Here is a 19,246-nt window from a genome sequence, read left to right on the forward strand (position 1 = left end):
GCCTGCTTTCGCAAACCCGCCCCGTTCTTGCGTGATATTGTTGGAAGTTAGAACTTGAACGCGGCTTCGACGCCCCAGACGCGTGGTTCGTTGACGAAGCCAGTCAGGTTGTTGAAGTCAATGCCGCCAACTGCCGAAATATCCTTCGTGATGTTGCGGACAAACGCCGAGACATCATAGGCATCGGTCTTGTATCCAACGCGCAGGCCACCTTCGAGCATGCGCTTGTCCTGAAATTCAACCGATTCATATAAGAAGAAGTTGATCTTCGAACGATATGCCCAGTCGGTGAAGGCATAGACTTCACCGTCGCCTACAGGCACGCCGTAACGTGCTGTCCAATTGGCAATCCACTTGGGGCTTTGTGGCAGGCTGTTGCCGTCGATGTTGACGATAGCCGCCGAGAACGGGGCTGCCGCAACCACGATTGGGTCAAGCGGTGTGCACAACGAGACGTTCGGGAACGTATCGACACGCGTTGCGCCACAGGCTGCAGTGGTCAGGCCTGCATCACGGATGCTGGTGTTGTTGTAGCTCAGGCCAGCGGTCAGCAGCAATTGCGGTACAGGCTTGAACTCGATGTCCGCTTCAAAGCCATAGCCGCGCACCTTGTCGGCATTGATGAGACGGTTGGCATTCACGCCGCCGCCAACTGCCGTCAGCTGCGCATCCTGCAGTTCATAATAGAAGCCATTGATGTTGAAACGGGCACGTCCGTCGAGCAGCGTCGATTTGATACCGCTTTCATAGGATGTGATTGTTTCCGACTTGCCGACAGTTACGCCGCTTTCCAGCGGTGTCGATGTTGCTGGCGGGAACAGGATGCGGCCCTGTATCGATGGCGCGCGATAGCCACGGGCAACGCGTGCATATAGGTTCACATCATCCGTTGCGGCATAGGTTCCGCTGAGATCCCATGTCAGATTGTTGTCGCTGACATCGCGGCGCACCGTGCCAAGCGGGTTTTGCAGGAAGCCGGGGAACTGTGTGTCCTTGCTGCGCACGGCAACGAAGTCACGCGTGTCATCATTGTAACGCAGGCCGCCAGTCACGCTCAACTGATCGGTCAACTGATAGGTTGCCGAACCGAACAGGCCATAGGCTTTGCTCTTTTGCGCTTGCGAAACGATAATGTTCACGCCGTCCACTGCGTTATTCGGGTCACCCATGGTCGAGTAGTTTTCCGAAACAATGTCCAGATTTTCATTAAAGTAGAACACACCCGCCTGATAGCTCAACGGGCCGTCGTTGTTGCTGGCGACGCGGAATTCTTGCGTGAACTGCTTTAGGGTTGGCACGCTGTCGCGGGTTTCGGCAGTGAACGGAATCTCGCCCGGGCCATACAGATTGCGTGGCAAGAAATTGGCGCCAAAGCCGCCGTCAACGTCGCCAACCGAGGTCGCGTCGCCAGTCCAATAGCTGGTGACCGAAATGAACGATACTGCGCCAGCATCATAGGTCATACGCGCAGTCATATTCTGTGTGTCGACGCGCTGTTCGTTCTTACCGTCGGTCGATACGCGATAGCGGTCGAAGTTTGTGTTAAGACCTTCCTGACCGCGCGTGAACACGTTGGCGCGGAACAAGCGGGCGGTGCCGTCAAGCGACCGGAACTGGCCGGTCAACAAAATGTCGAAGTCATCGCTTGGCTTGACGAGGAACTGAACGCGTGCGGCATATTCCTTATAACCTTCGAACGCATCCTTGGTTGTGTTGCTTGGGATGACATTGTCGACATAATCGTCTTGACGCTGGTACATGCCCGATACGCGGACGCTGACTTTTTCACCCAATGGGCCGCCAAAGCCACCTTCGACGTTGACCGCATTAAAACGGCCATAGGAAATCTTGCCATAGCCGCCAGCCACATCGCTTGGCTTTACGCTGTCAAACTTCACGATACCGGCAGTGGTGTTGCGGCCGAACAGCGTGCCTTGCGGTCCACGCAGAACTTCGACGCGCTCCATATCAAAGATTGGAAAGCCCTTCAGGATCGGGTTTTCGAGTACAACATCATCATAGATCAAGCTGACGGGCTGTGATGCGTTGAAGTCAAAGTCGGTGTTGCCAAGGCCGCGAATGTAAAAACGCGGGAAGGTGCGGCCAAAAGACGATTCAACCAGCAAGCTTGGCACGCGGCCTGAAATGCCACGGATATCGACGCCGCCAGCGGTAATCGCGCCCAGCTGGTCACCGCTTACGGCGGTTACCGACAAAGGCACATCCTGAAGATTTTCTTCACGACGCTGCGCGGTAACAACGATTTCGCCCAAGGCGGCGCTGTTTTGCGCAGCCTCGTCCTGCGCAAAGGCGGCGGGTGCGATGAAAAGACTGGTAGTGGCAACCGCAATTGCGACGCTTGATGCCATGATGGAGCGAACAGAGCGCATAGGATTCTCCCGAGTTGATGGACGAAAGAGCGGGTGCAATAACCACGCTCTTGATTCGAGCCCGTCCCCTTACGGGTAGCTGTCAGAGAATCAACAAAGCTTTGCAGAAAAGCTGCAATTTTAGGCGCACTGTGGCTGTTCAGCACCAAATATCAGAAGCTCATCTCGTCATACACGCGTGAGATGTCACCGGCCCATTCGCCGTGATATTTGTCGAGCAATTGTTCGGCAACGGTTTTGCCGCTGGCAACGATCTCGCGCAGCGGGTCCAGATAGCCGGTTTCATTGTCGCCACTGGCATTCAGTCGGTTGCGCGCGGCAAGCCCGGATGACGAGATATCAAGAATGCAGCCAGCGAGATCAAGGAGCTTGCCGCCACCGGGTATCGCTGCGTTCAGGCCCTGTGCTGGCACTGCACTGCGCAGGGCTTCGCGTTCTTCCATCGTCCAGTGCTTTACTTCGTCCCAGGCGGCATCAAGTGCGCCCTGATCGTACAGCAATCCGACCCAGAATGCGGGCAGCGCACAGATGCGGTTCCATGGGCCACCATCCGCGCCGCGCATTTCCAAGAAGCTTTTCAACCGCACTTCGGGGAAGGCGGTCGACATATGGTCTTCCCAATCGGAAACCGTCGGCTTTTCGCCCGGCAGCACCGAAAGTTCGCCCTTCAAAAAGTCGCGGAAATCGAGCCCCGATGCGTCGATATATTTGCCGTCACGGTAGACGAAATACATCGGCACCTTCAGCATATAGTCGACATATTGTTCATATCCGAAGTTTTCATCGAATACGAACGGCAGCATGCCTGTGCGCTGCGGATCGGTGTCGGACCAGATGTGGCTGCGGTAAGAAAGAAAGCCATTTGGCTTGCCTTCCAAGAAGGGCGAGTTTGCGAACAACGCGGTCGCCAGCGGCTGAAGCGCGAGCGAGGTGCGGAACTTGTGGGCCATGTCGGCTTCGCTTGAATAATCAAGATTGACCTGAATCGTGCAGGTGCGCAGCATCATGTCGAGGCCCATGCTGCCCACACGCGGCATATGGCGCAGCATGATGTCGTAGCGACCTTTGGGCATGATCGGCAATTCAGCCCGCGTCTTGTCGGGCCAAAGCCCAAGGCCCAAGAAGCTGGTGTTGGTCTTGTCACCAATGGCTTTCACTTGCTTCAAATGCCGCCCGGTTTCCGCGCAGGTCTGATGCAGGTTTTCAAGCGGGGCGCCCGACAGTTCCAACTGGCCTGCGGGTTCAAGGCTGACGGCGCCATCGGTGCCGCTCATGGCGATGACCTTGCCGTTTTCGTAAACAGGTTCCCAGCCAAATTCGGTCATGGCCATCAACAGGTCGCGGATGCCGCCTGGCTCGTCATAAGAGGGCGCATGATGATCCGTGCGGTTATAGACGAATTTTTCATGTTCGGTGCCAATGCGCCAGCGGTCCTTAGGCTTTTCGCCCTTGGCAATCGCGGCGATGAGTTGATCGCGCGTTTCGATGACGGGATCTTCGCGGTCCGAAACAGTTTTTGTGCTCATGCGCGCGGTTTAGAAATGTAGCGGCTATATTGCCAGAAAATTCCGTCAGCACGGTTACGGGGCGTCGGTAAAGGCGCAACGCGGTGCGCGTGCAGCATCACAGGGGACTAAGCCGCCCAATCGCCATTTTTGGACATCCACACAGAAATCGCTGCAACAGCGGCGGTATCTGCGCGCAAGATACGCGGGCCCAGCGACACCGGCCGCGCACAAGGATGCGCCCGGATTGCGGCATTCTCACTATCGGTAAATCCGCCTTCGGGTCCAATCAGAACAGCGCCAGGGCCGGGACGGGTCGCGTCGGAAAAAGGCTCGCCGCCGCGCTCATCGCAGAAATATAGCGTTCGGTCGGCTGGCCATTTCGCAAGCAGTGCGTCGATGCGCGCAAGCGGGTCAATCACGGGTAAGGCGGTCCGCTCGCATTGTTCTGCAGCCTCAATCATATGCGCGCGCAGCCGGTCTTCTTTTACCTTGTCGACAACACAGCGTGCCGTAAGCACAGGCACAAATCGCGCAACGCCAAGCTCGCAGGCTTTTTCGGCGATCCAGTCAAACCGGTCTTTTTTGATGAGCGCCTGGCAAATCCAAAGGTCGGGGGTGAATTCGCGGTCGTGCAGTTTGGCGTCCACGGTCAAAACAAGGTCGCGTTTGTGCGTTTCGGTGACGGTCGCCAGATATTCGCCCGAAACATCATCGAACAATTTAACAGGTGCGCCCTCTTTCAAGCGCATCACGCCGATCAGATAATGGGCGCTGTTGCCGCTGATGTTTAAAGTCGCGCCCTCGGCCAACGGCTGTTCGACAAACAGCCGCGGCGTTGATTTTGGGGGCCAGGCGGGTGTTGCGGGCATGGTGTGTGCATAAACACAAAACGCCGCGCCGTCATCTGCCAACTTCCAGATGACGAACGGGATAAATTTTGGCAGGGCATTCCGATGACCACGCAACTTGTGCCCGACAGCGAATATACCGGCATTATGAAACTGCTCCCGGCAAAGCTGCGGGGCTTTGCGTTGCTGGCGCGTTTTGACCGGCCGATCGGCTGGTGGTTGCTATTCTGGCCATGCGTGTTTGGCTTGGGGCTATCGGGCGGGCTGATTGCGCGTTGGGACTTGGCGCTGTGGATGTTGCTCGGTTCTGTGGCGATGCGCGGCGCGGGTTGTGTCTATAATGATATCATTGATCGTGACTTGGATGCGCAGGTTGCCCGCACGGCAAATCGCCCGCTGGCCAGCGGGTTGATCTCACGCAAAGCGGCATGGGCGTGGCTGATGCTACTGGCGCTGGTCGGACTGACCGTTTTGCTGCAGCTGAACTGGAATGCGCAGCTTTTGGCGTTGGGAAGCCTACTGCTGGTCGCGGCATATCCATTTATGAAACGCATCACATGGTGGCCCCAGCTTTGGCTTGGGCTGGTGTTCAGCTGGGGCGCTTTGGTGGGTTGGGTTGCCATTGCGGGTCAGGCCGATGTCGCAATGTTCTGGCTGTACGCAGGCACGATATTCTGGGTTGTGGGCTATGACACGATCTATGCCATGCAGGACCGCGAAGATGACGCGCTGGTGGGGATTAAGTCGAGCGCCTTGCGCTTGGGTGGCAGCGTGCGGGCAGGGGTGGCTACATTTTATCTGCTTGCGCTTTCCGGCTGGGGCATGGCGATATGGAGCGTTCGGCCGGAACAGCAGGCATTGATTGCGCTTTTGCCTGCTGCCCTTCATTTGGTCATGCAAGTGGCTTCATTACAGGCCGATGGCAGCAATGCCCTTGGCCATTTCAGGTCGAACCGCATGACGGGGTTACTCGCGGCGCTCGCATTTTTGGTCGTGGGTGCGGCCGGACAATATTAGGGGGAGAAGAATATGGAACATCGTCGCATTGGCAAAAGTGCCGTTTACGTCTCAGACATCTGCATGGGGACGATGACATTCGGGTCGCAAACCGATGAAGCGGCGGCGCACCGCATACTCGACCGCTGTCTGGACGCGGGCATTAACTTTTTCGATACCGCCGAAGGCTATCCGGTGCCGCCCGACATCAAATGGGTTGGCCGGACAGAAGACATTGTTGGCCGCTGGATGAAGGGCAAAAACCGCGACGCCATCATCATGGCAACGAAGGTTTCGGGCCCAAGCCACACATGGTTCAAATCGCCAAAGCGCGGCGGGATGACGGCGCTCGACCGTCACAACATCGTCACCGCGGTTGAAGAAAGCCTGCGCCGTCTGCAGACCGATTATATCGATTTGTACCAAACCCACTGGCCAGACCATGGCACCGGCTATGACGAAACGATGGAAACACTCGACGAGCTGGTGCGCGCCGGAAAAGTCCGCGTTCTGGGGTGCTCGAATGAAACAAGCTACGGCCTTATGAAGTCGCTCGCGACATCGGAGCGGTTGGGCACGGCACGCTATCACAGCATCCAGAACAACTTTTCCATCAATAACCGCCGGTTCGAAGATGAACTGAAGCAAGTCTGCCGTCAGGAAGGCGTATCACTGCTCCCCTATTCGCCATTGGGCGGCGGCGTCTTGTCGGGCAAATATCTGGACGGCGCACGACCCGAAGGCGCACGTTTCTCGCGCTATCTGGAAATGACTGGCGCACGTCAGGCCGAAATGGCGCAGCGATTTGCCGGACCACGCGCGTTGGAAAGCACGATGCGGATTGTGGAGATCGCCAAGGAAGCCGGCATGTCACCGGTGACGCTGGCGACCGCATGGTCAAAGCAACATGACTTTGTCGCGTCCACAATTGTGGGTGTCAGCACGGAAGATCAGCTGGACGATATTTTCGCCGCGATTGACCTGAAACTCAGCGCCGAAGTGATGACCGCCATTCACAAGGTAACGAAAGAAATTTTGTACCCGATGGGGTGATTTCACGCGCTGGCGTCAGCCCAAAATCTCCGCCTGTGCGTAGCCCAAAGCTTCGCCCAATGCCTGCAAACGGCGCTGGACGCTGTTGGACTGAAGCCGCACGGCGGAGCCGGTGAGGTGCAGGCGCAGCGTTGTGCCGTCGCCGTCAATGCGGCTGTCGGCCAGCGCGCCGCCGGTGCCGCCATCAAGCCGGTGGGCCAGACGGATGGCGAGGCCCCAGATCACCGCTTGCGCGAGCGCGCCGGGTGTGGCCAGTGCCGTGAGCATTTCGGGCAAGGTCCGCTTTCCGGCATGCACCGTCCACAGCGCCGCCGCTATCACCGCGCGGTCACTTGCGTTCACGCCGGGCCAGCTGCCGTCCAATGCCAGATCGAGCGCGTGGTCCGCGCGATATTCGGGATTTACGTTCCACACGCTGTCGGACAGCAAACAGGCGGCCCGGCACAGCCGCGCATCATTGGGGCTTTGTCCGGCGAACACCGGCGCAATCCATTGCGCCAACGCGTCCCCATGAAATGGAAACCGGCCAAGCCGTTCGCCTTCAAAACGCGCGGCGGCGATCAGCGGGTCGTCTTGGCGCTCGGCGGGGGTAAGCTGTTCAAACAACAATCCCTCACGCAGGCCATAGATGCTGGTGACGAGCTTGCTTGGTTTCAGCAGGCCCGATATGCCCGCGAGCAACGCATTCGCCCCCGGCAGCGCAGAAATACGGCCTGTGGCAACGACATTGGAGCGGGTTAACGCGTCCTTGTCGTTCACCATCGCCATCATCATTTCGGGCGCGTCGGCGGGCATTTCATAATTGGACAGGATGGTCAGCGGATATCCGCTGTGGTGCATGTGCAGCCGTGCGAATGTCCGCCACGATCCGCCGATCATATAAAATGGCAGGCCGGTTTCGATGGGGAAACCCGCTTTGCCCATCGCTTTGGCAATATCATCGCGCAGCATTTGCGTAATCTGCTTGGTTGTTTTGCCCTTCAATATGTCATGCCGCAATGTGCCCAGCGGCAGGGACACGCGCGTGCCCAGTTTGCCGTCGGATATGCGAATAAGCTCAAGGCTGCCACCGCCAAGATCGCCGACATAGCCATTGGCATGTGGGTTATCGCTTAATATGCCGAACCCGGCCGCGGTTGCTTCGGCATCGCCATCGAGCACCTCCACATGAATGCCGAGCGCCGCTGCTTTTTCGACCAGTTCATGGCCATTTTTGGCTTCGCGTGTTGCGGCGGTGGCGACCACGCGCATCGTGTCGACCTTCATCGCTCTCGCCAGCGTTTCAAAGCGCGCCAAGGCGGCCAAAGCCTTTTTCATTGTGGCTTTATCGATGATGCCATCGCCAGCGAGACACGCGCCAAGTTTTACGCGGCTTTTTTCATTGTAAATCGGCAGCGGCGCACGTGGCAGACCCGCATAAACGACCAGTCGTACTGTGTTGGAGCCAATATCAATGACGGCCTGACGCACCGCCTTCATCTTTGTCGGATGAGGCGCAGCGTTGGAACCTTCTTGTCATCTGCAAGCGCGCCTCCGCGTCCCGATAATGACGCGTTGGTCATAAAATAATGGTGCAAATTGAAAGGCATGGTTCCTGCTTTGACTCGCTCATATCGGCCGTCTGACCGCAGCATCCAGCTTTGCTGGTTGTCGAGCAGGTTTGCAACCATAACCTGATCCAGAATCTGGTCATGCACGGTCGGGTTTTCGATCGGCAGCATATATTCGACGCGGCGGTCGAAATTGCGCGACATCCAGTCCGCCGACGAGATGAACACTTTGGCGTCGGGATTGGGAAGGTCCGCGCCATTGCCCATCGCCCAAATGCGGCTGTGCTCCAAGAAACGGCCAACGACAGACTTTACGCGGATGCGCGACGACATGCCCTTCACCCCGGGCCGCAGACAACAAATGCCGCGCACGATTAGGTCAATCTCGACGCCCGCTTCGCTGGCTTCGTACAATTTGTCGATCACGGCCTTGTCGACCAACGAGTTCAGCTTTGCCCAGACAGCGCCCGACCGGCCTGCCGCAACATGCGCGATTTCATCATCGATCAGCGACATGATTTTTTCGCGCAGGCCAAGCGGGCTCATCGTCAAAAGCTTGAGCTCTGTCGGCGGGATATAGCCGGTGATATAATTGAAGATCTGCCCCGCATCATGTCCGACGCGCGGGTCGGCGGTGAAGAAGCTGATGTCGGTATAGACCTTCGCGGTGATGGGGTGGTAATTGCCGGTGCCCAAATGGCAATAGGTCCGAAATCCATCCGCCTCGCGCCGCACGACCAGCGAAATTTTGGCGTGGGTTTTCATATCGACAAAGCCGTAGACAACCTGAACACCGGAATTTTCAAGCTGCGAAGCCCAGTGCAAATTCTGCTCTTCGTCAAACCGCGCCTTTAGTTCGACGATAGCGGTGACGGATTTGCTGGCATCGGCGGCTTCACACAAAGCGCGGATGACCGCGGACTGCTTTCCTGCACGATACAATGTCTGCTTGATCGCAACCACATCCGGATCAGCCGCCGCTTGCTGCAAAAATGCGAGCACTGCGTCAAAGCTTTCATAGGGGTGATGAACGACGATGTCTTTTTGGCGGATCGCGGCAAAGCAGTCGCCATCATGTTCCAAAATGCGTTCGGGAAAGCGCGGCGAATATGGCGGGAATTTCAACGTTGGCCGATCTTCGTCCACCAATTGCCCAAGGTCGCCGATGCCCAAAAAACCAACGGTTTCGACGACGATGGACGCGCCAGCGCCAAGCTCTGACCGGATTAAGGTCGCCAATTCCGCGGGCAGCCCTTTTTCCAGCTTTAGCCGGATAATCCGGCCACGACGGCGGCGTTTGATGGCGCTGCGGAAATAGCGCACAAGATCTTCGGCCTCTTCCTCAACCTCGATATCGCTGTCACGGATAACGCGGAAGGCACCGGCTGCGACAAGCAAATAATCCGGAAACATCTGCCCGACAAAATGCTTAATCAACGCCTCAATCGTCACAAAGCGCGTGCCGGGGCCAGGCAACCGGATGAAGCGCGCCAGCGATTGCGGGATCATCACCAACTGGCGCACGACTTCGCCATCATTTTTCCGGCGCATGTCGAAAATCAGGCTGATACCCTGATTGGGGATGAACGGAAACGGGTGGGCGGGATCAAGCGCTTGCGGCGTTAGAACCGGAAGAATCTGTTCCTGAAAATATGTGCCGACCGCAGCTTGAAGATTTTTGCCAAGGGCGGACGGTTCAACGACCTTAATGCCCTCTGCCGATAGCTCGCGCATCAATTTGCGCCACAGCTTTTGCTGCTGGATCATGAGGCGGTCGGCGGCGGCAACGGTGGCGGTCAGCTGTTCAGACGGGGTGCGGCCGTCGATCGACAGTTCTTCAATTTTCCGTTGTTGTTGGCCGCGCAATCCCGCCACGCGGACCATGAAAAATTCGTCAAGGTTGGTGCCGGAAATCGACAAAAAGCGCAGCCGTTCAAGCAGCGGATGTGCTGGATTCGCCGCTTCTTCCAGCACGCGTTCGTTGAATTTTAGCCAAGATAATTCGCGGTTAAAATAGCGGGCATCAGCAGGCGTTTTCAGGGGCTTCACTGTGCTTGAACCGGGCGCGGGCTTCACGAAAAACGATCCTTTTTAAATATCTATCGCGGCGAATTGCCATGAAAACATGACATATTTACGGCACCGATTTCCGCGGTTGCACATGCTGTAACAGCATTGTCGCCAAATTGTCATCGTCCATATGCCGCCGAGTCACAACCCCCGCCTAATGCGCGACATAATGTTTAACATTGTTTGACGGTTATTGGGGGCAAATATATGCAAAGTCGGTTCATAAATTCGCGCGCTTTCGTTCGTAGCGCCATGCTGTGCAGCGCTGCGGTGCTCGCAATTTTCCCAGTTGCAGCCATGGCGCAGGCCGCGCCAGCGGCAGATGCAGCGGATGGTGACGCGATTGTCGTCACAGGTTCACGACCAATTGCGGAATCAGAAGCGGCCGCTTTGCAGGTGCAGAAAAATTCAGACTCCTTAGTGAGCGTTGTGTCTTCTGACGCGGCGGGCCGTCTTCCTGACCAGAACATCGCACAGGCGACGGGCCGTCTTCCCGGTGTCGCGGTTGAACGTGACCAAGGACAGGCCCGTTATATCAGCATCCGCGGCGCGCCGAACTATTGGACCACATTGTCGTTCGACGGCATCAATGTCGTCAGCCCTGAAGGCCGTGACGCGCGGTTTGACTCCATTCCTTCCGCCATCGCGGCGCAAATCATCGTGTCCAAGGCTGTCACGCCAGACATGCCGGGCGAAACCGTGTCGGGTAACGTCAATGTCATCACGCGTTCAGCGTTCGATTATGACGGGTTCCATTTTGCGGGCAAGGCTGGGTATGGCATTGCCGAGCTTGGCAACCGCCCGCAATATGAAGGTTCGGCCGTCGTTTCGACGCGTGTCCCCGCTGGTGAAGGTGAAATCGGCGTACTGGTGTCGGGCAGCTATTATCAGCGCGCAATGATAACGGACAATTTCGAGACGGATTACGAACGGGTGTCGCAGGATCAGCGGCCAGATTCGCTCAACCGGTTCTGGGCACAGGAAACGGAAAACAAGCTGTATCGTTTGACACGCCGCAACTGGTCGCTCTCGGGCCGACTGGATTGGAAGCCGAATGCCGACAATAGCATTTCGCTGCGTTCAATTTACACCACCTTCACCGACGACGAAATGCGGGACAATTTCCGCTTCGACCTTGATGACCGTCAGGGTGACTTGGTGGCCAATACCGCCGCGTGCGGAACGGCGGTAAACCCAACGCCAACCACGACGGGCTATGCGGATGTCTGCATTGGAAATACACCGTTCCAAGGCACAATTTATGGCATCGACATTCGCCAGCGCTCAACACTTCGTGCGTTTGAACAGTCGATTTTTACCAACACCATCGAAGGTACGCATGAATTTGGTGATGGCTGGAAACTCAACTGGCTTGGCAATTATACAGAATCCAAGGACGACCGTTCTGTTATCGGCGAAACAACCTGGGATAGCCCAAGCACACGTAACCTGCGTCCAACGGTTGCATATGACTTCACGGACCCGAGCCTTGCCCGTTTGCGGTTATTCACCACGGTCCAGCTGAGCAGCCCAACGCGTTATGAGGCGGGTACGCCCGTTACCGACATTGACAGCTTTACCAAGCCGCTGGCGTCGATGAATATACTCGACGCTGTGGACACCACAAAGGCCTATACCGCGAAGTTCGTTGTTTCGCGCGAAACCGAATTTTTGGGCGGAGACGCAGTGTTGAAGGCTGGCTTCCAGTTTGATCAGCGCACCAAAACCGTTGATGAAAGCAGCATGGCGCTCAATAACGCAACGCAATTTGCGACCATCGGAATATCGACAAGCTATAATGGTTTCAGCCTTGATACACCCTTCAAGGGCAAGATACCGATGGGATATACCTTCCGCTATTTCGACGCGGATAAAATGCGCGCGGCAAGCGACGCTGCACGCACCAATTTTACCTTCACGCCCGCGCTCGGAAATATCTACGACGTTCAGGAAGAGGTTATGGCCGGCTACCTGATGGGCACAGTACGCTATGACTGGGGTTCAGCCGTGGGTGGTGCGCGTATTGAACGTGTGAAAAATCGCGGCACTGCGGTTGCGACGGTTGGTACGGTCACTGGGCCTGTAACCGCTGAAAATAGCGGAACGCTGGTATTCCCCAGCATGCATCTCAATTTCGACGTCGATACCGACAAGAAACTGCGCATTGGCTTCACCAGCGGCGCTGCACGTGCGGATTATGATCAGCTGCGTCCCAATGTTGTGATTGATGACAGCAACCAGCGCATCTCGGGCGGTAACCCCGGTGTTAAGCCAGAGCGTTCTTATGGCGTCGATGCGTATTATGAATATTATGTCCAACCACAGGGCTATTTCATGATCGGTGCCTTCTACAAAAAGGTAGAGGATGTATTGTACACGTCGCGCAGCACATTTGGTTCAAATGCGCTCGACAGCAACGGTGTTGATCGTTCGGGTTACGCGTTCAGCGGGATTACCAACGGAGGTTCAGGCAGCGTACGCGGTGTGGAAGCGGCTGCGCAGTTCCAGTTGGATCCTTATGTGAGCGACCTTGGCTTGCCCGATTGGATGGGTGGCTTTGGCATCACCGCCAACGCCACGTACAATGACAGCGAAGTGACGAAACCCGCCATATTGGATGCGGCAGGTGTCACCATCTCGCCCGAGCGGAAGGTGCCACTGCCCGGGACTTCAGAGGTCGTATATAATGTCGGCGCATATTATGAGAAATATGGTCTGTCGCTGCGTTTGCAGTACCAAAACCGGACCGCTTGGGCAGATGGTTTTGCCGACAATCTCGATAGCGCAGGCGATACATATTGGGCAGAAGATGACGAGCTCGATTTTTCGGCACGCTATGAAATTTCCAATGGTATCGAAATCTATTTTGATGCTGCAAACTTGTTGAACAATCCTGGCCGTCGCTATTCCGACCCGTCGAATATCCTGAATGCGCAGGGCGTTTCGACCCCGTTCACCAACCGGTATACGATTGAATGGGAAAGTTTCGGTCGCCGTTACTCAGGTGGTATTCGCGTAAACTTCTAATGCGCGATTTCCGCGTCTTATCGGTCCTCCTCCTCGCCGGTTGCGCTTCGCCGCAGCCGGCGATGAGCCCGCTTTCGACGGCATCGGTCAGCGCAAGGCTGGAAACGCAGCCCGTTGCGAGCGTAGACGATGCGGCCGATGATCCGGCAATTTGGCGGAATGCGGCGTATCCAGCCCAAAGCCTGATTGTCGGCACCGATAAGCGCGCGGGCATTCATGTCTATGATTTGCAAGGCCGTCAGGTTAGTTTTACGCCGTCGCCACGCCTCAACAATGTCGACCTGCGCGATGTCGGAGGCAGCATTGGTGTGCTCGTCGCCGCCAGCGACCGTCAGGACCTTGCGCAGGCACAGATGGCGATGTTCCGGCTGGATACCGATACCAAAGGCTTGGTCCCGCTGGGTTCGATAGCGGTCGGTGCGGGCGAAGCCTATGGCATGTGTCTGTGGCAGCGCGCCAGTGACAAGGCGCTGTTCGGATTTGTCGTTCTGAAAGATGGTCGCATCGACCAAATCGCGATTGACACCAACGGCGCTGTCCCGACCGGAAAGCGTGTCCGCAGTCTGAAGCTTGGCACGCAGTCCGAGGGCTGTGTGGTCGATGACCGAACCGGGATATTGTACGTTGCCGAAGAAGATGTCGGCCTATGGCAATTTGATGCGTCGCCAGACGGCTCCACGATACCCACCGCAATCGCCAAAGCCGATGGCAACGAAATCGTCATGGATGCCGAAGGCGTTGCGCTGGCTCCATCTGGCAGTGATGGCGGCTATGTCGTCGTTTCGAGCCAAGGCGATAATGCTTATGCTCTCTATAAACTTCCCGAAGCAAAATATGTCGGCCGCTTTCGCATTAACGACGGTAAAGTTGACGGCGTCCAAGAAACCGACGGCATCGAGCTGATGCTGGGTGATTTTGGATCTGATTTTCCCAGCGGGCTTTTGGTTGTTCAGGATGGCGACAATCGCCCGGCCACGCAGAATTTCAAGCTGGTCAGTTGGGCAGATGTCGTCGCTGCTTTTGGGTGGGCAAAACACTAGGTTGCAATAGTCGTCTGTCGGGTTAATTGCGGGCTATGGCAAAAATCTGGTTTGACGACGCACTTGATCTCAATTCGCTCACTGAAAATGGTGACGATTGCATGCCCGGCTATGTTGGCATCCGGTTCATCGATTATGGCGACGACTGGATCAAGGCCAGCATGCCCGTCAATGAACGCACCAAGCAACCTTATGGCCGGCTGCATGGCGGCGCTTCGGTTGTGCTTGCCGAAACGGTTGGATCGGTCGGCGCGGCGATGACTGTGGACCGCAGCAAATTTGCGACCGTGGGCATGGAAATCAACGCCAACCATATTCGTCCGGCAAAAGACGGTCTGGTTTTTGCAACGGGAAAGGCCGAATCCATCGGCCGGACAACACAAATCTGGTCGATCCGTATTGAGGACGAGGCCGGAAAGCTGGTGTGCATTTCGCGGATAACGATGGCCGTCATTTCCACCGAACGCGCCTAAAATATTGCGTTTCGGGCCGTTAACGTCCACGGGTGAAAGATAGATGACACCGTTAGACAGAATTTGGGGTGCAGGCGAATGTCGCTTCGATATGTAAGAGAATTTAAGGGCTTTGCCGGGGTCAGGATTGAAGCGGACGATATCGGTTCAGCCGATGAACCCTCCATCGTCCTGCTGCACGGCTTTGGACAAACACGTAAGGTCTGGGAAGATGTGGCGGTTGGTCTTGAACAGGCTGGACGGCATGTCATCAATGTTGACCTGCGCGGTCATGGCGGCAGCGATTGGCCGTCCGATGGCCGTTATGACATTGACGCCTTTGTAGACGATTTACGCGCGGTTCTGGGGCAGATGCGGACGCGACCTGTGGTGGTGGCGGCAACGCACAGCGCATGGATTGCAACGATGGCGCTTGCCGAGGACGCCGCGATGTTGGCGTCGGGGCTGATCCTGTTGGATCCGCCTGCGCATACAGATGCCCAAGCGGTAAAGGTTTCGGCAGAGGCGCTGTCCGCGGCCTTGGGGCAGGGGCTTGCGCCATCCGAATATGACAGCAAAATTTTTGCGTCATTCGGCACGGACGGTGTGGATGCGCGGCTCGCGCAAGCGGCGCCGCAGATCAATATTCCTGTCTTGGTGGTGCGCGGCGCGCTTGGCGCGTCGGACGGCGTTGATACGCAAACGGGCTTTTCCGCCACTTTTCCCAATGTCGAAGCGATTGATGTCGACGGCGGCGGGCTTCTGATCGTGGCGGAACGAACCGAAGCGTTCAACGGCTTGCTGATCGATTTTCTGGAGCGCAAGCAACCGCGCTTCATTCCCGAATATCGCTCCGGTTCCGATGCGCGCACATTGCGCGATGCAATGGGCTGCTTTGCAACGGGCGTGACCATCATCACCGCCCATGCGCCCGACGGACGGCCCGTTGGCCTGACGGCGAACAGCTTCACCAGCGTGTCGCTGGATCCGCCATTGCTGCTCGTGTGTATCGCCAACAATTCGGGCAGTGCAGAAGTTCTGCGCGGGATTGATGATTTCGCGGTCAACGTATTACAGATTGGCCAGCAGCCGGTGTCCAACCTGTTCGCGGGAAAAAGCGAAGATCGGTTCTCCGGAACGCGGTGGGAAGTCGGCGAATATGGCGCGCCTATTTTGCCCAGCTCGCTCGGTATCTTTGAATGCAAACGGCATATGCTGCACGAGGCGGGGGACCATTTCATCCTTGTCGGTCGCGTCGAAAAAGCCAGCTTTGAACCGCGCCGCGATCCTTTATTATATTTCCGCGGCAAATACCGGCGTCTGCACTTCACATAACACCTGCTCGCATTGACTCGTGACGAGTGATGTCGTAAATTGGTTTCAAATGTAACCAGTTTCGCAGGAGCAGTAGCATGGCCGATTTGTTCGAAAATCCGTTGGGTTTGGATGGGTTCGAATTCATCGAATTTTCCGCACCGGAAAAAGGCCTGCTGGAACCCGTCTTCGAACGCATGGGTTTTACGCGCATTGCGCGGCACCGGTCAAAGGATGTCGATCTATGGCGTCAGGGTGAAATCAACCTGATCGCCAATTATGAGCCCAAAAGCCCGGCGGCCTATTTTGCGGCGGAACATGGCCCATCAGCGTGCGGCATGGCGTTTCGCGTGAAAAATGCGCGGGTTGCTTATGACGAAGCGATTGCCCGCGGCGCGGAGCCCGTTGAGACGCGTACGGGCCCAATGGAGCTTCGGCTGCCCGCCATTCGCGGGATTGGCGGGGCGATGATTTACCTCGTTGATCGCTATGGTGACGCGTTGTCGATTTACGATATCGATTTTGATTATCTGCCCGGTGTGGATCGCAACCCGGTGGGCGCTGGCTTCAAGATTATCGATCACCTGACGCACAATGTCTATGGCGGACGCATGGCGCATTGGGGCAGCTTTTATGAGCGCGTCTTCAATTTCCGTGAAATCCGCTATTTCGATATCAAGGGCGAATATACCGGCCTCACCAGCCGCGCGATGACCGCGCCCGATGGCAAAATCCGCATTCCGTTGAACGAAGAAGGCAAAGCAGGCGGCGGGCAGATTGAGGAATATCTGCGTGCGTATAATGGCGAAGGCATTCAACATATCGCCTTTTCCTGTGATGACCTGCCGGCGTGCTGGGACCGGTTGAAGGCGCTGGGCACGCCATTCGCGCCGCCACCGCCCAAGGCCTATTATGACATGCTGGAGGAGCGCTTGCCCGGCCACGGCGAGCCCGTCGACGAATTGCAATCACGCGGCATCTTGCTCGATGGTTCGACCGAAGATGGTGACCCGCGTCTGCTGCTTCAGATATTCTCGCAGACGATGATTGGCCCTGTGTTCTTTGAATTTATCCAACGCAAAAAAGACGAAGGCTTTGGCGAAGGGAACTTCACCGCCTTGTTCAAAAGCATTGAGCGCGACCAGATTGAACGCGGCGCGCTGACGGTTGAAGGCGCCGCGATATGACCGCGCCAATCGCGCTTCGCCGCATTCACCATGTGGCCTATCGGTGCAAGGACGCGAAGGCGACGGCGGATTGGTATGCGCGCGTTTTGGGCATGGAATTCACCACGGCCTTTGCCGAGGATCATGTTCCGTCCACGGGGGAATATGACCCTTATATGCACATCTTCCTCGATTGCGGCGGCGGCAATGTCATCGCCTTTTTCGAACTGCCGAACCAACCCGACATGGGCAAGGACCCCAATACCCCGGCATGGGTCCAGCATATCGCGTTTGAAGTCAGCGACCTTGACGCCCTGCTTGCGGCAAAAGCGCATATCGAGGCGCAGGGCATTGATGTGGTCGGGCCGACATTTCACGGGATTTTCCGGTCGATCTATTTCTTTGATCCGAACGGCCACCGGCTGGAGCTTGCGTGCAACATCGGTACGCCGGAACAATATGCCGAATTAAAACGCGTCGCGCCGTTGATGCTTGCCGAATGGAGCGAAACCAAAAAAGCCCCGCGCCATGCCGATTGGCTGCACATTGATCCGGACAAGCAAGCTTAGGCATTAAGCGCCCGCGCAATTGGACGTTGCGTCCCATTCACTGCTGGAAAATGGTGCCCGGAAGAGGACTCGAACCTCCACGCCGTTGCCAGCGCCAGCACCTGAAGCTGGTGCGTCTACCAATTCCGCCATCCGGGCACAGGGTAGGGGGCGCGCTTAGCGGCATTTGAAGGGCTGTGTCAATGCAAAGGCGGGGGATGTGGCATAATATTTGCGGGCATAATGCAGCTGCATTTGCCGATTGGGCCGTGGCGAAAAGAAGCTTGGCACTTTCCTGATAGCGCACGCGTGAAATATCTGACAATTACGATGCTCGATAAAAGGCTGCAGAGGGTAGGTCATGATGAAACGGATGTTTTTGGGTGCGGTGACGGCGCTTGCTTTGACCTCCGCTACAGGCGCGCAACAGTCGCCATTGCCTTACGGTAGCCCAGTCACCCTTGCGCAGGCAAAAACGATTGTGGCCGCCGCCGAACAGTCCGCACGGTCACGCAATTTCACTATGGCCTTCGCCATCGTCGAACCAAGCGGCGAGCTTGTGCTGTTCCACAAGATGGACGGCACACAATATGGGTCCGATCTGGTCGCCCGCGAAAAAGCGCGCACCGCGGCGCGATTCAAACGGAGCACGAAAGCCTTTTTTGATTCCATCGCAGGCGGACGCAACGCTGTGCTGAGCCTGCCGGGCGTGGTTGCCATTGAAGGTGGCACCCCGATTGTCATCAACGGCCGGATTGTCGGCGCGATTGGCGTCAGCGGCGGAACTTCCGAGCAGGATGGCGAAGTCGCCGCTGCGGCCTTGATCGGGTTGGAATAATCCACCGATAGGTCCCATTGCGCATTCCGCTGAGGAATAGGCGCTGAACGTTCGCTCCGCGGCGTTTCCTTTTACGCGGTCACCTTTGCGTCTGAAATCCAAGGTCGAGCAACAGGGCTTGGAAAACGCCCTCTCAATGTGACCGTAAAGAAAGTTTCGGCCATGCCGGGCAACCTATCCGCTTCAAACAACAGGAACAGGCCGGATCGTGCCGGTCGCGGTCTCTCCAAATTTGCAAAGCTGCCGAAGGTATAGTGCAGATATAAAACCAAATTTTCAACAATAGCAAATATAAATAGTTAACAAAAATATATTAATTCAAGTGGCAACATGAAATTCAGCCAAAAAACCAGTATATCTGCTGCCTTATAGGTAATACGCACTGCGATGTTATCGCCATTTTGGCAGTATGTACACTAGTTATTCGTATAATACTACCATTTTAG

At 56.5% G+C, this 19,246-nt stretch carries 14 protein-coding genes and 1 tRNA gene; 9 read left to right on the forward strand and 6 right to left on the reverse strand.

Annotation, left to right across the window (positions count from 1 at the left end):
* Positions 1 to 47: 47 nt before the first annotated feature.
* From GGR91_RS02460 to GGR91_RS02470, 3 genes are all read right to left on the reverse strand, one after another.
* Positions 48 to 2,390 (reverse strand): TonB-dependent receptor, encoded by a 2,343-nt coding sequence (locus GGR91_RS02460; protein ID WP_183939721.1) that lies wholly within the window; start codon positions 2,388 to 2,390, stop codon positions 48 to 50.
* 152 nt (positions 2,391 to 2,542) lie between these two features.
* The gene (locus GGR91_RS02465) at positions 2,543 to 3,916 is read right to left on the reverse strand and encodes a glutamate--cysteine ligase (RefSeq protein ID WP_183939723.1); all 1,374 of its coding nucleotides are present in this window, start codon (positions 3,914 to 3,916) and stop codon (positions 2,543 to 2,545) included.
* 107 nt (positions 3,917 to 4,023) lie between these two features.
* The gene (locus GGR91_RS02470) at positions 4,024 to 4,767 is read right to left on the reverse strand and encodes a 16S rRNA (uracil(1498)-N(3))-methyltransferase (protein ID WP_183939726.1); all 744 of its coding nucleotides are present in this window, start codon (positions 4,765 to 4,767) and stop codon (positions 4,024 to 4,026) included.
* Positions 4,768 to 4,851: 84 nt separating this feature from the next.
* Between GGR91_RS02470 and ubiA the strand changes: the two genes are divergently transcribed.
* Positions 4,852 to 5,763 (forward strand): 4-hydroxybenzoate octaprenyltransferase, encoded by a 912-nt coding sequence (gene ubiA / locus GGR91_RS02475; RefSeq protein WP_183939728.1) that lies wholly within the window; start codon positions 4,852 to 4,854, stop codon positions 5,761 to 5,763.
* Positions 5,764 to 5,775: 12 nt separating this feature from the next.
* Positions 5,776 to 6,795, forward strand: coding sequence for an aldo/keto reductase (locus GGR91_RS02480; protein WP_183939730.1), 1,020 nt, complete (start codon positions 5,776 to 5,778; stop codon positions 6,793 to 6,795).
* Positions 6,796 to 6,810: 15 nt separating this feature from the next.
* Here the strand turns inward: GGR91_RS02480 and GGR91_RS02485 are convergent, their stop codons facing one another.
* Together GGR91_RS02485 and GGR91_RS02490 are read right to left on the reverse strand one after the other, a co-directional pair.
* Positions 6,811 to 8,265, reverse strand: coding sequence for a Ppx/GppA phosphatase family protein (locus GGR91_RS02485; RefSeq protein WP_183939732.1), 1,455 nt, complete (start codon positions 8,263 to 8,265; stop codon positions 6,811 to 6,813).
* 5 nt (positions 8,266 to 8,270) lie between these two features.
* On the reverse strand, positions 8,271 to 10,421 hold the full coding sequence (locus tag GGR91_RS02490) for an RNA degradosome polyphosphate kinase (RefSeq protein ID WP_183939734.1): 2,151 nt from the start codon (positions 10,419 to 10,421) through the stop codon (positions 8,271 to 8,273).
* A 201-nt stretch (positions 10,422 to 10,622) separates the two neighbouring features.
* Between GGR91_RS02490 and GGR91_RS02495 the strand changes: the two genes are divergently transcribed.
* The 6 genes from GGR91_RS02495 (at position 10,623) to GGR91_RS02520 (ending at position 17,983) form a co-directional block, all read left to right on the forward strand.
* Positions 10,623 to 13,442 carry a TonB-dependent receptor gene (locus tag GGR91_RS02495; RefSeq protein WP_183939736.1) on the forward strand — a complete coding sequence of 940 codons (2,820 nt, stop codon included), beginning with the start codon at positions 10,623 to 10,625 and terminating at the stop codon, positions 13,440 to 13,442.
* Positions 13,442 to 14,482: a phytase gene (locus tag GGR91_RS02500; RefSeq protein ID WP_183939738.1), complete on the forward strand. Its 1,041-nt coding sequence runs from the start codon at positions 13,442 to 13,444 to the stop codon at positions 14,480 to 14,482. Before GGR91_RS02495 ends, GGR91_RS02500 begins: the two co-directional genes overlap by 1 nt.
* Before the next feature lie 35 nt (positions 14,483 to 14,517).
* Positions 14,518 to 14,955 carry a hotdog fold thioesterase gene (locus tag GGR91_RS02505; protein WP_183939740.1) on the forward strand — a complete coding sequence of 146 codons (438 nt, stop codon included), beginning with the start codon at positions 14,518 to 14,520 and terminating at the stop codon, positions 14,953 to 14,955.
* A 78-nt stretch (positions 14,956 to 15,033) separates the two neighbouring features.
* Positions 15,034 to 16,269, forward strand: coding sequence for an alpha/beta fold hydrolase (locus GGR91_RS02510; protein ID WP_183939742.1), 1,236 nt, complete (start codon positions 15,034 to 15,036; stop codon positions 16,267 to 16,269).
* 77 nt (positions 16,270 to 16,346) lie between these two features.
* Entirely contained in the window at positions 16,347 to 17,435 is a 1,089-nt protein-coding gene (gene hppD / locus GGR91_RS02515) for a 4-hydroxyphenylpyruvate dioxygenase (protein ID WP_183939744.1), read from the forward strand.
* Positions 17,432 to 17,983 (forward strand): VOC family protein, encoded by a 552-nt coding sequence (locus GGR91_RS02520; protein WP_183939746.1) that lies wholly within the window; start codon positions 17,432 to 17,434, stop codon positions 17,981 to 17,983. The genes hppD and GGR91_RS02520 overlap by 4 nt, the downstream gene beginning before the upstream one ends.
* A 51-nt stretch (positions 17,984 to 18,034) precedes the next feature.
* On the opposite strand, the gene GGR91_RS02525 is transcribed toward GGR91_RS02520, so the two are convergent.
* Positions 18,035 to 18,121: transfer RNA gene (locus GGR91_RS02525), tRNA-Leu, on the reverse strand.
* Positions 18,122 to 18,323: 202 nt separating this feature from the next.
* Here GGR91_RS02525 and GGR91_RS02530 point away from each other — a divergent pair.
* Complete coding sequence (locus tag GGR91_RS02530; protein WP_183939748.1) at positions 18,324 to 18,800, forward strand: GlcG/HbpS family heme-binding protein; 477 nt, start codon at positions 18,324 to 18,326, stop codon at positions 18,798 to 18,800.
* The last annotated feature ends 446 nt before the right edge of the window (positions 18,801 to 19,246 follow it).

Origin of the sequence: Sphingorhabdus rigui (genome assembly GCF_014196595.1) — a bacterium.
Lineage (GTDB): Bacteria > Pseudomonadota > Alphaproteobacteria > Sphingomonadales > Sphingomonadaceae > Sphingorhabdus_B > Sphingorhabdus_B rigui.

Bases quoted from the DNA above. Each gene is read 5' to 3' on its own strand.
- GGR91_RS02460 (WP_183939721.1), bottom strand. From the start codon at position 2,390: ATGCGCTCTGTTCGCTCCATCATGGCATCAAGCGTCGCAATTGCGGTT.
- GGR91_RS02465 (WP_183939723.1), bottom strand. From the start codon at position 3,916: ATGAGCACAAAAACTGTTTCGGACCGCGAAGATCCCGTCATCGAAACG.
- GGR91_RS02470 (WP_183939726.1), bottom strand. From the start codon at position 4,767: ATGCCCGCAACACCCGCCTGGCCCCCAAAATCAACGCCGCGGCTGTTT.
- ubiA (WP_183939728.1), top strand. From the start codon at position 4,852: ATGACCACGCAACTTGTGCCCGACAGCGAATATACCGGCATTATGAAA.
- GGR91_RS02480 (WP_183939730.1), top strand. From the start codon at position 5,776: ATGGAACATCGTCGCATTGGCAAAAGTGCCGTTTACGTCTCAGACATC.
- GGR91_RS02495 (WP_183939736.1), top strand. From the start codon at position 10,623: ATGCAAAGTCGGTTCATAAATTCGCGCGCTTTCGTTCGTAGCGCCATG.
- GGR91_RS02500 (WP_183939738.1), top strand. From the start codon at position 13,442: ATGCGCGATTTCCGCGTCTTATCGGTCCTCCTCCTCGCCGGTTGCGCT.
- GGR91_RS02505 (WP_183939740.1), top strand. From the start codon at position 14,518: ATGGCAAAAATCTGGTTTGACGACGCACTTGATCTCAATTCGCTCACT.
- GGR91_RS02510 (WP_183939742.1), top strand. From the start codon at position 15,034: ATGTCGCTTCGATATGTAAGAGAATTTAAGGGCTTTGCCGGGGTCAGG.
- hppD (WP_183939744.1), top strand. From the start codon at position 16,347: ATGGCCGATTTGTTCGAAAATCCGTTGGGTTTGGATGGGTTCGAATTC.
- GGR91_RS02520 (WP_183939746.1), top strand. From the start codon at position 17,432: ATGACCGCGCCAATCGCGCTTCGCCGCATTCACCATGTGGCCTATCGG.
- GGR91_RS02530 (WP_183939748.1), top strand. From the start codon at position 18,324: ATGATGAAACGGATGTTTTTGGGTGCGGTGACGGCGCTTGCTTTGACC.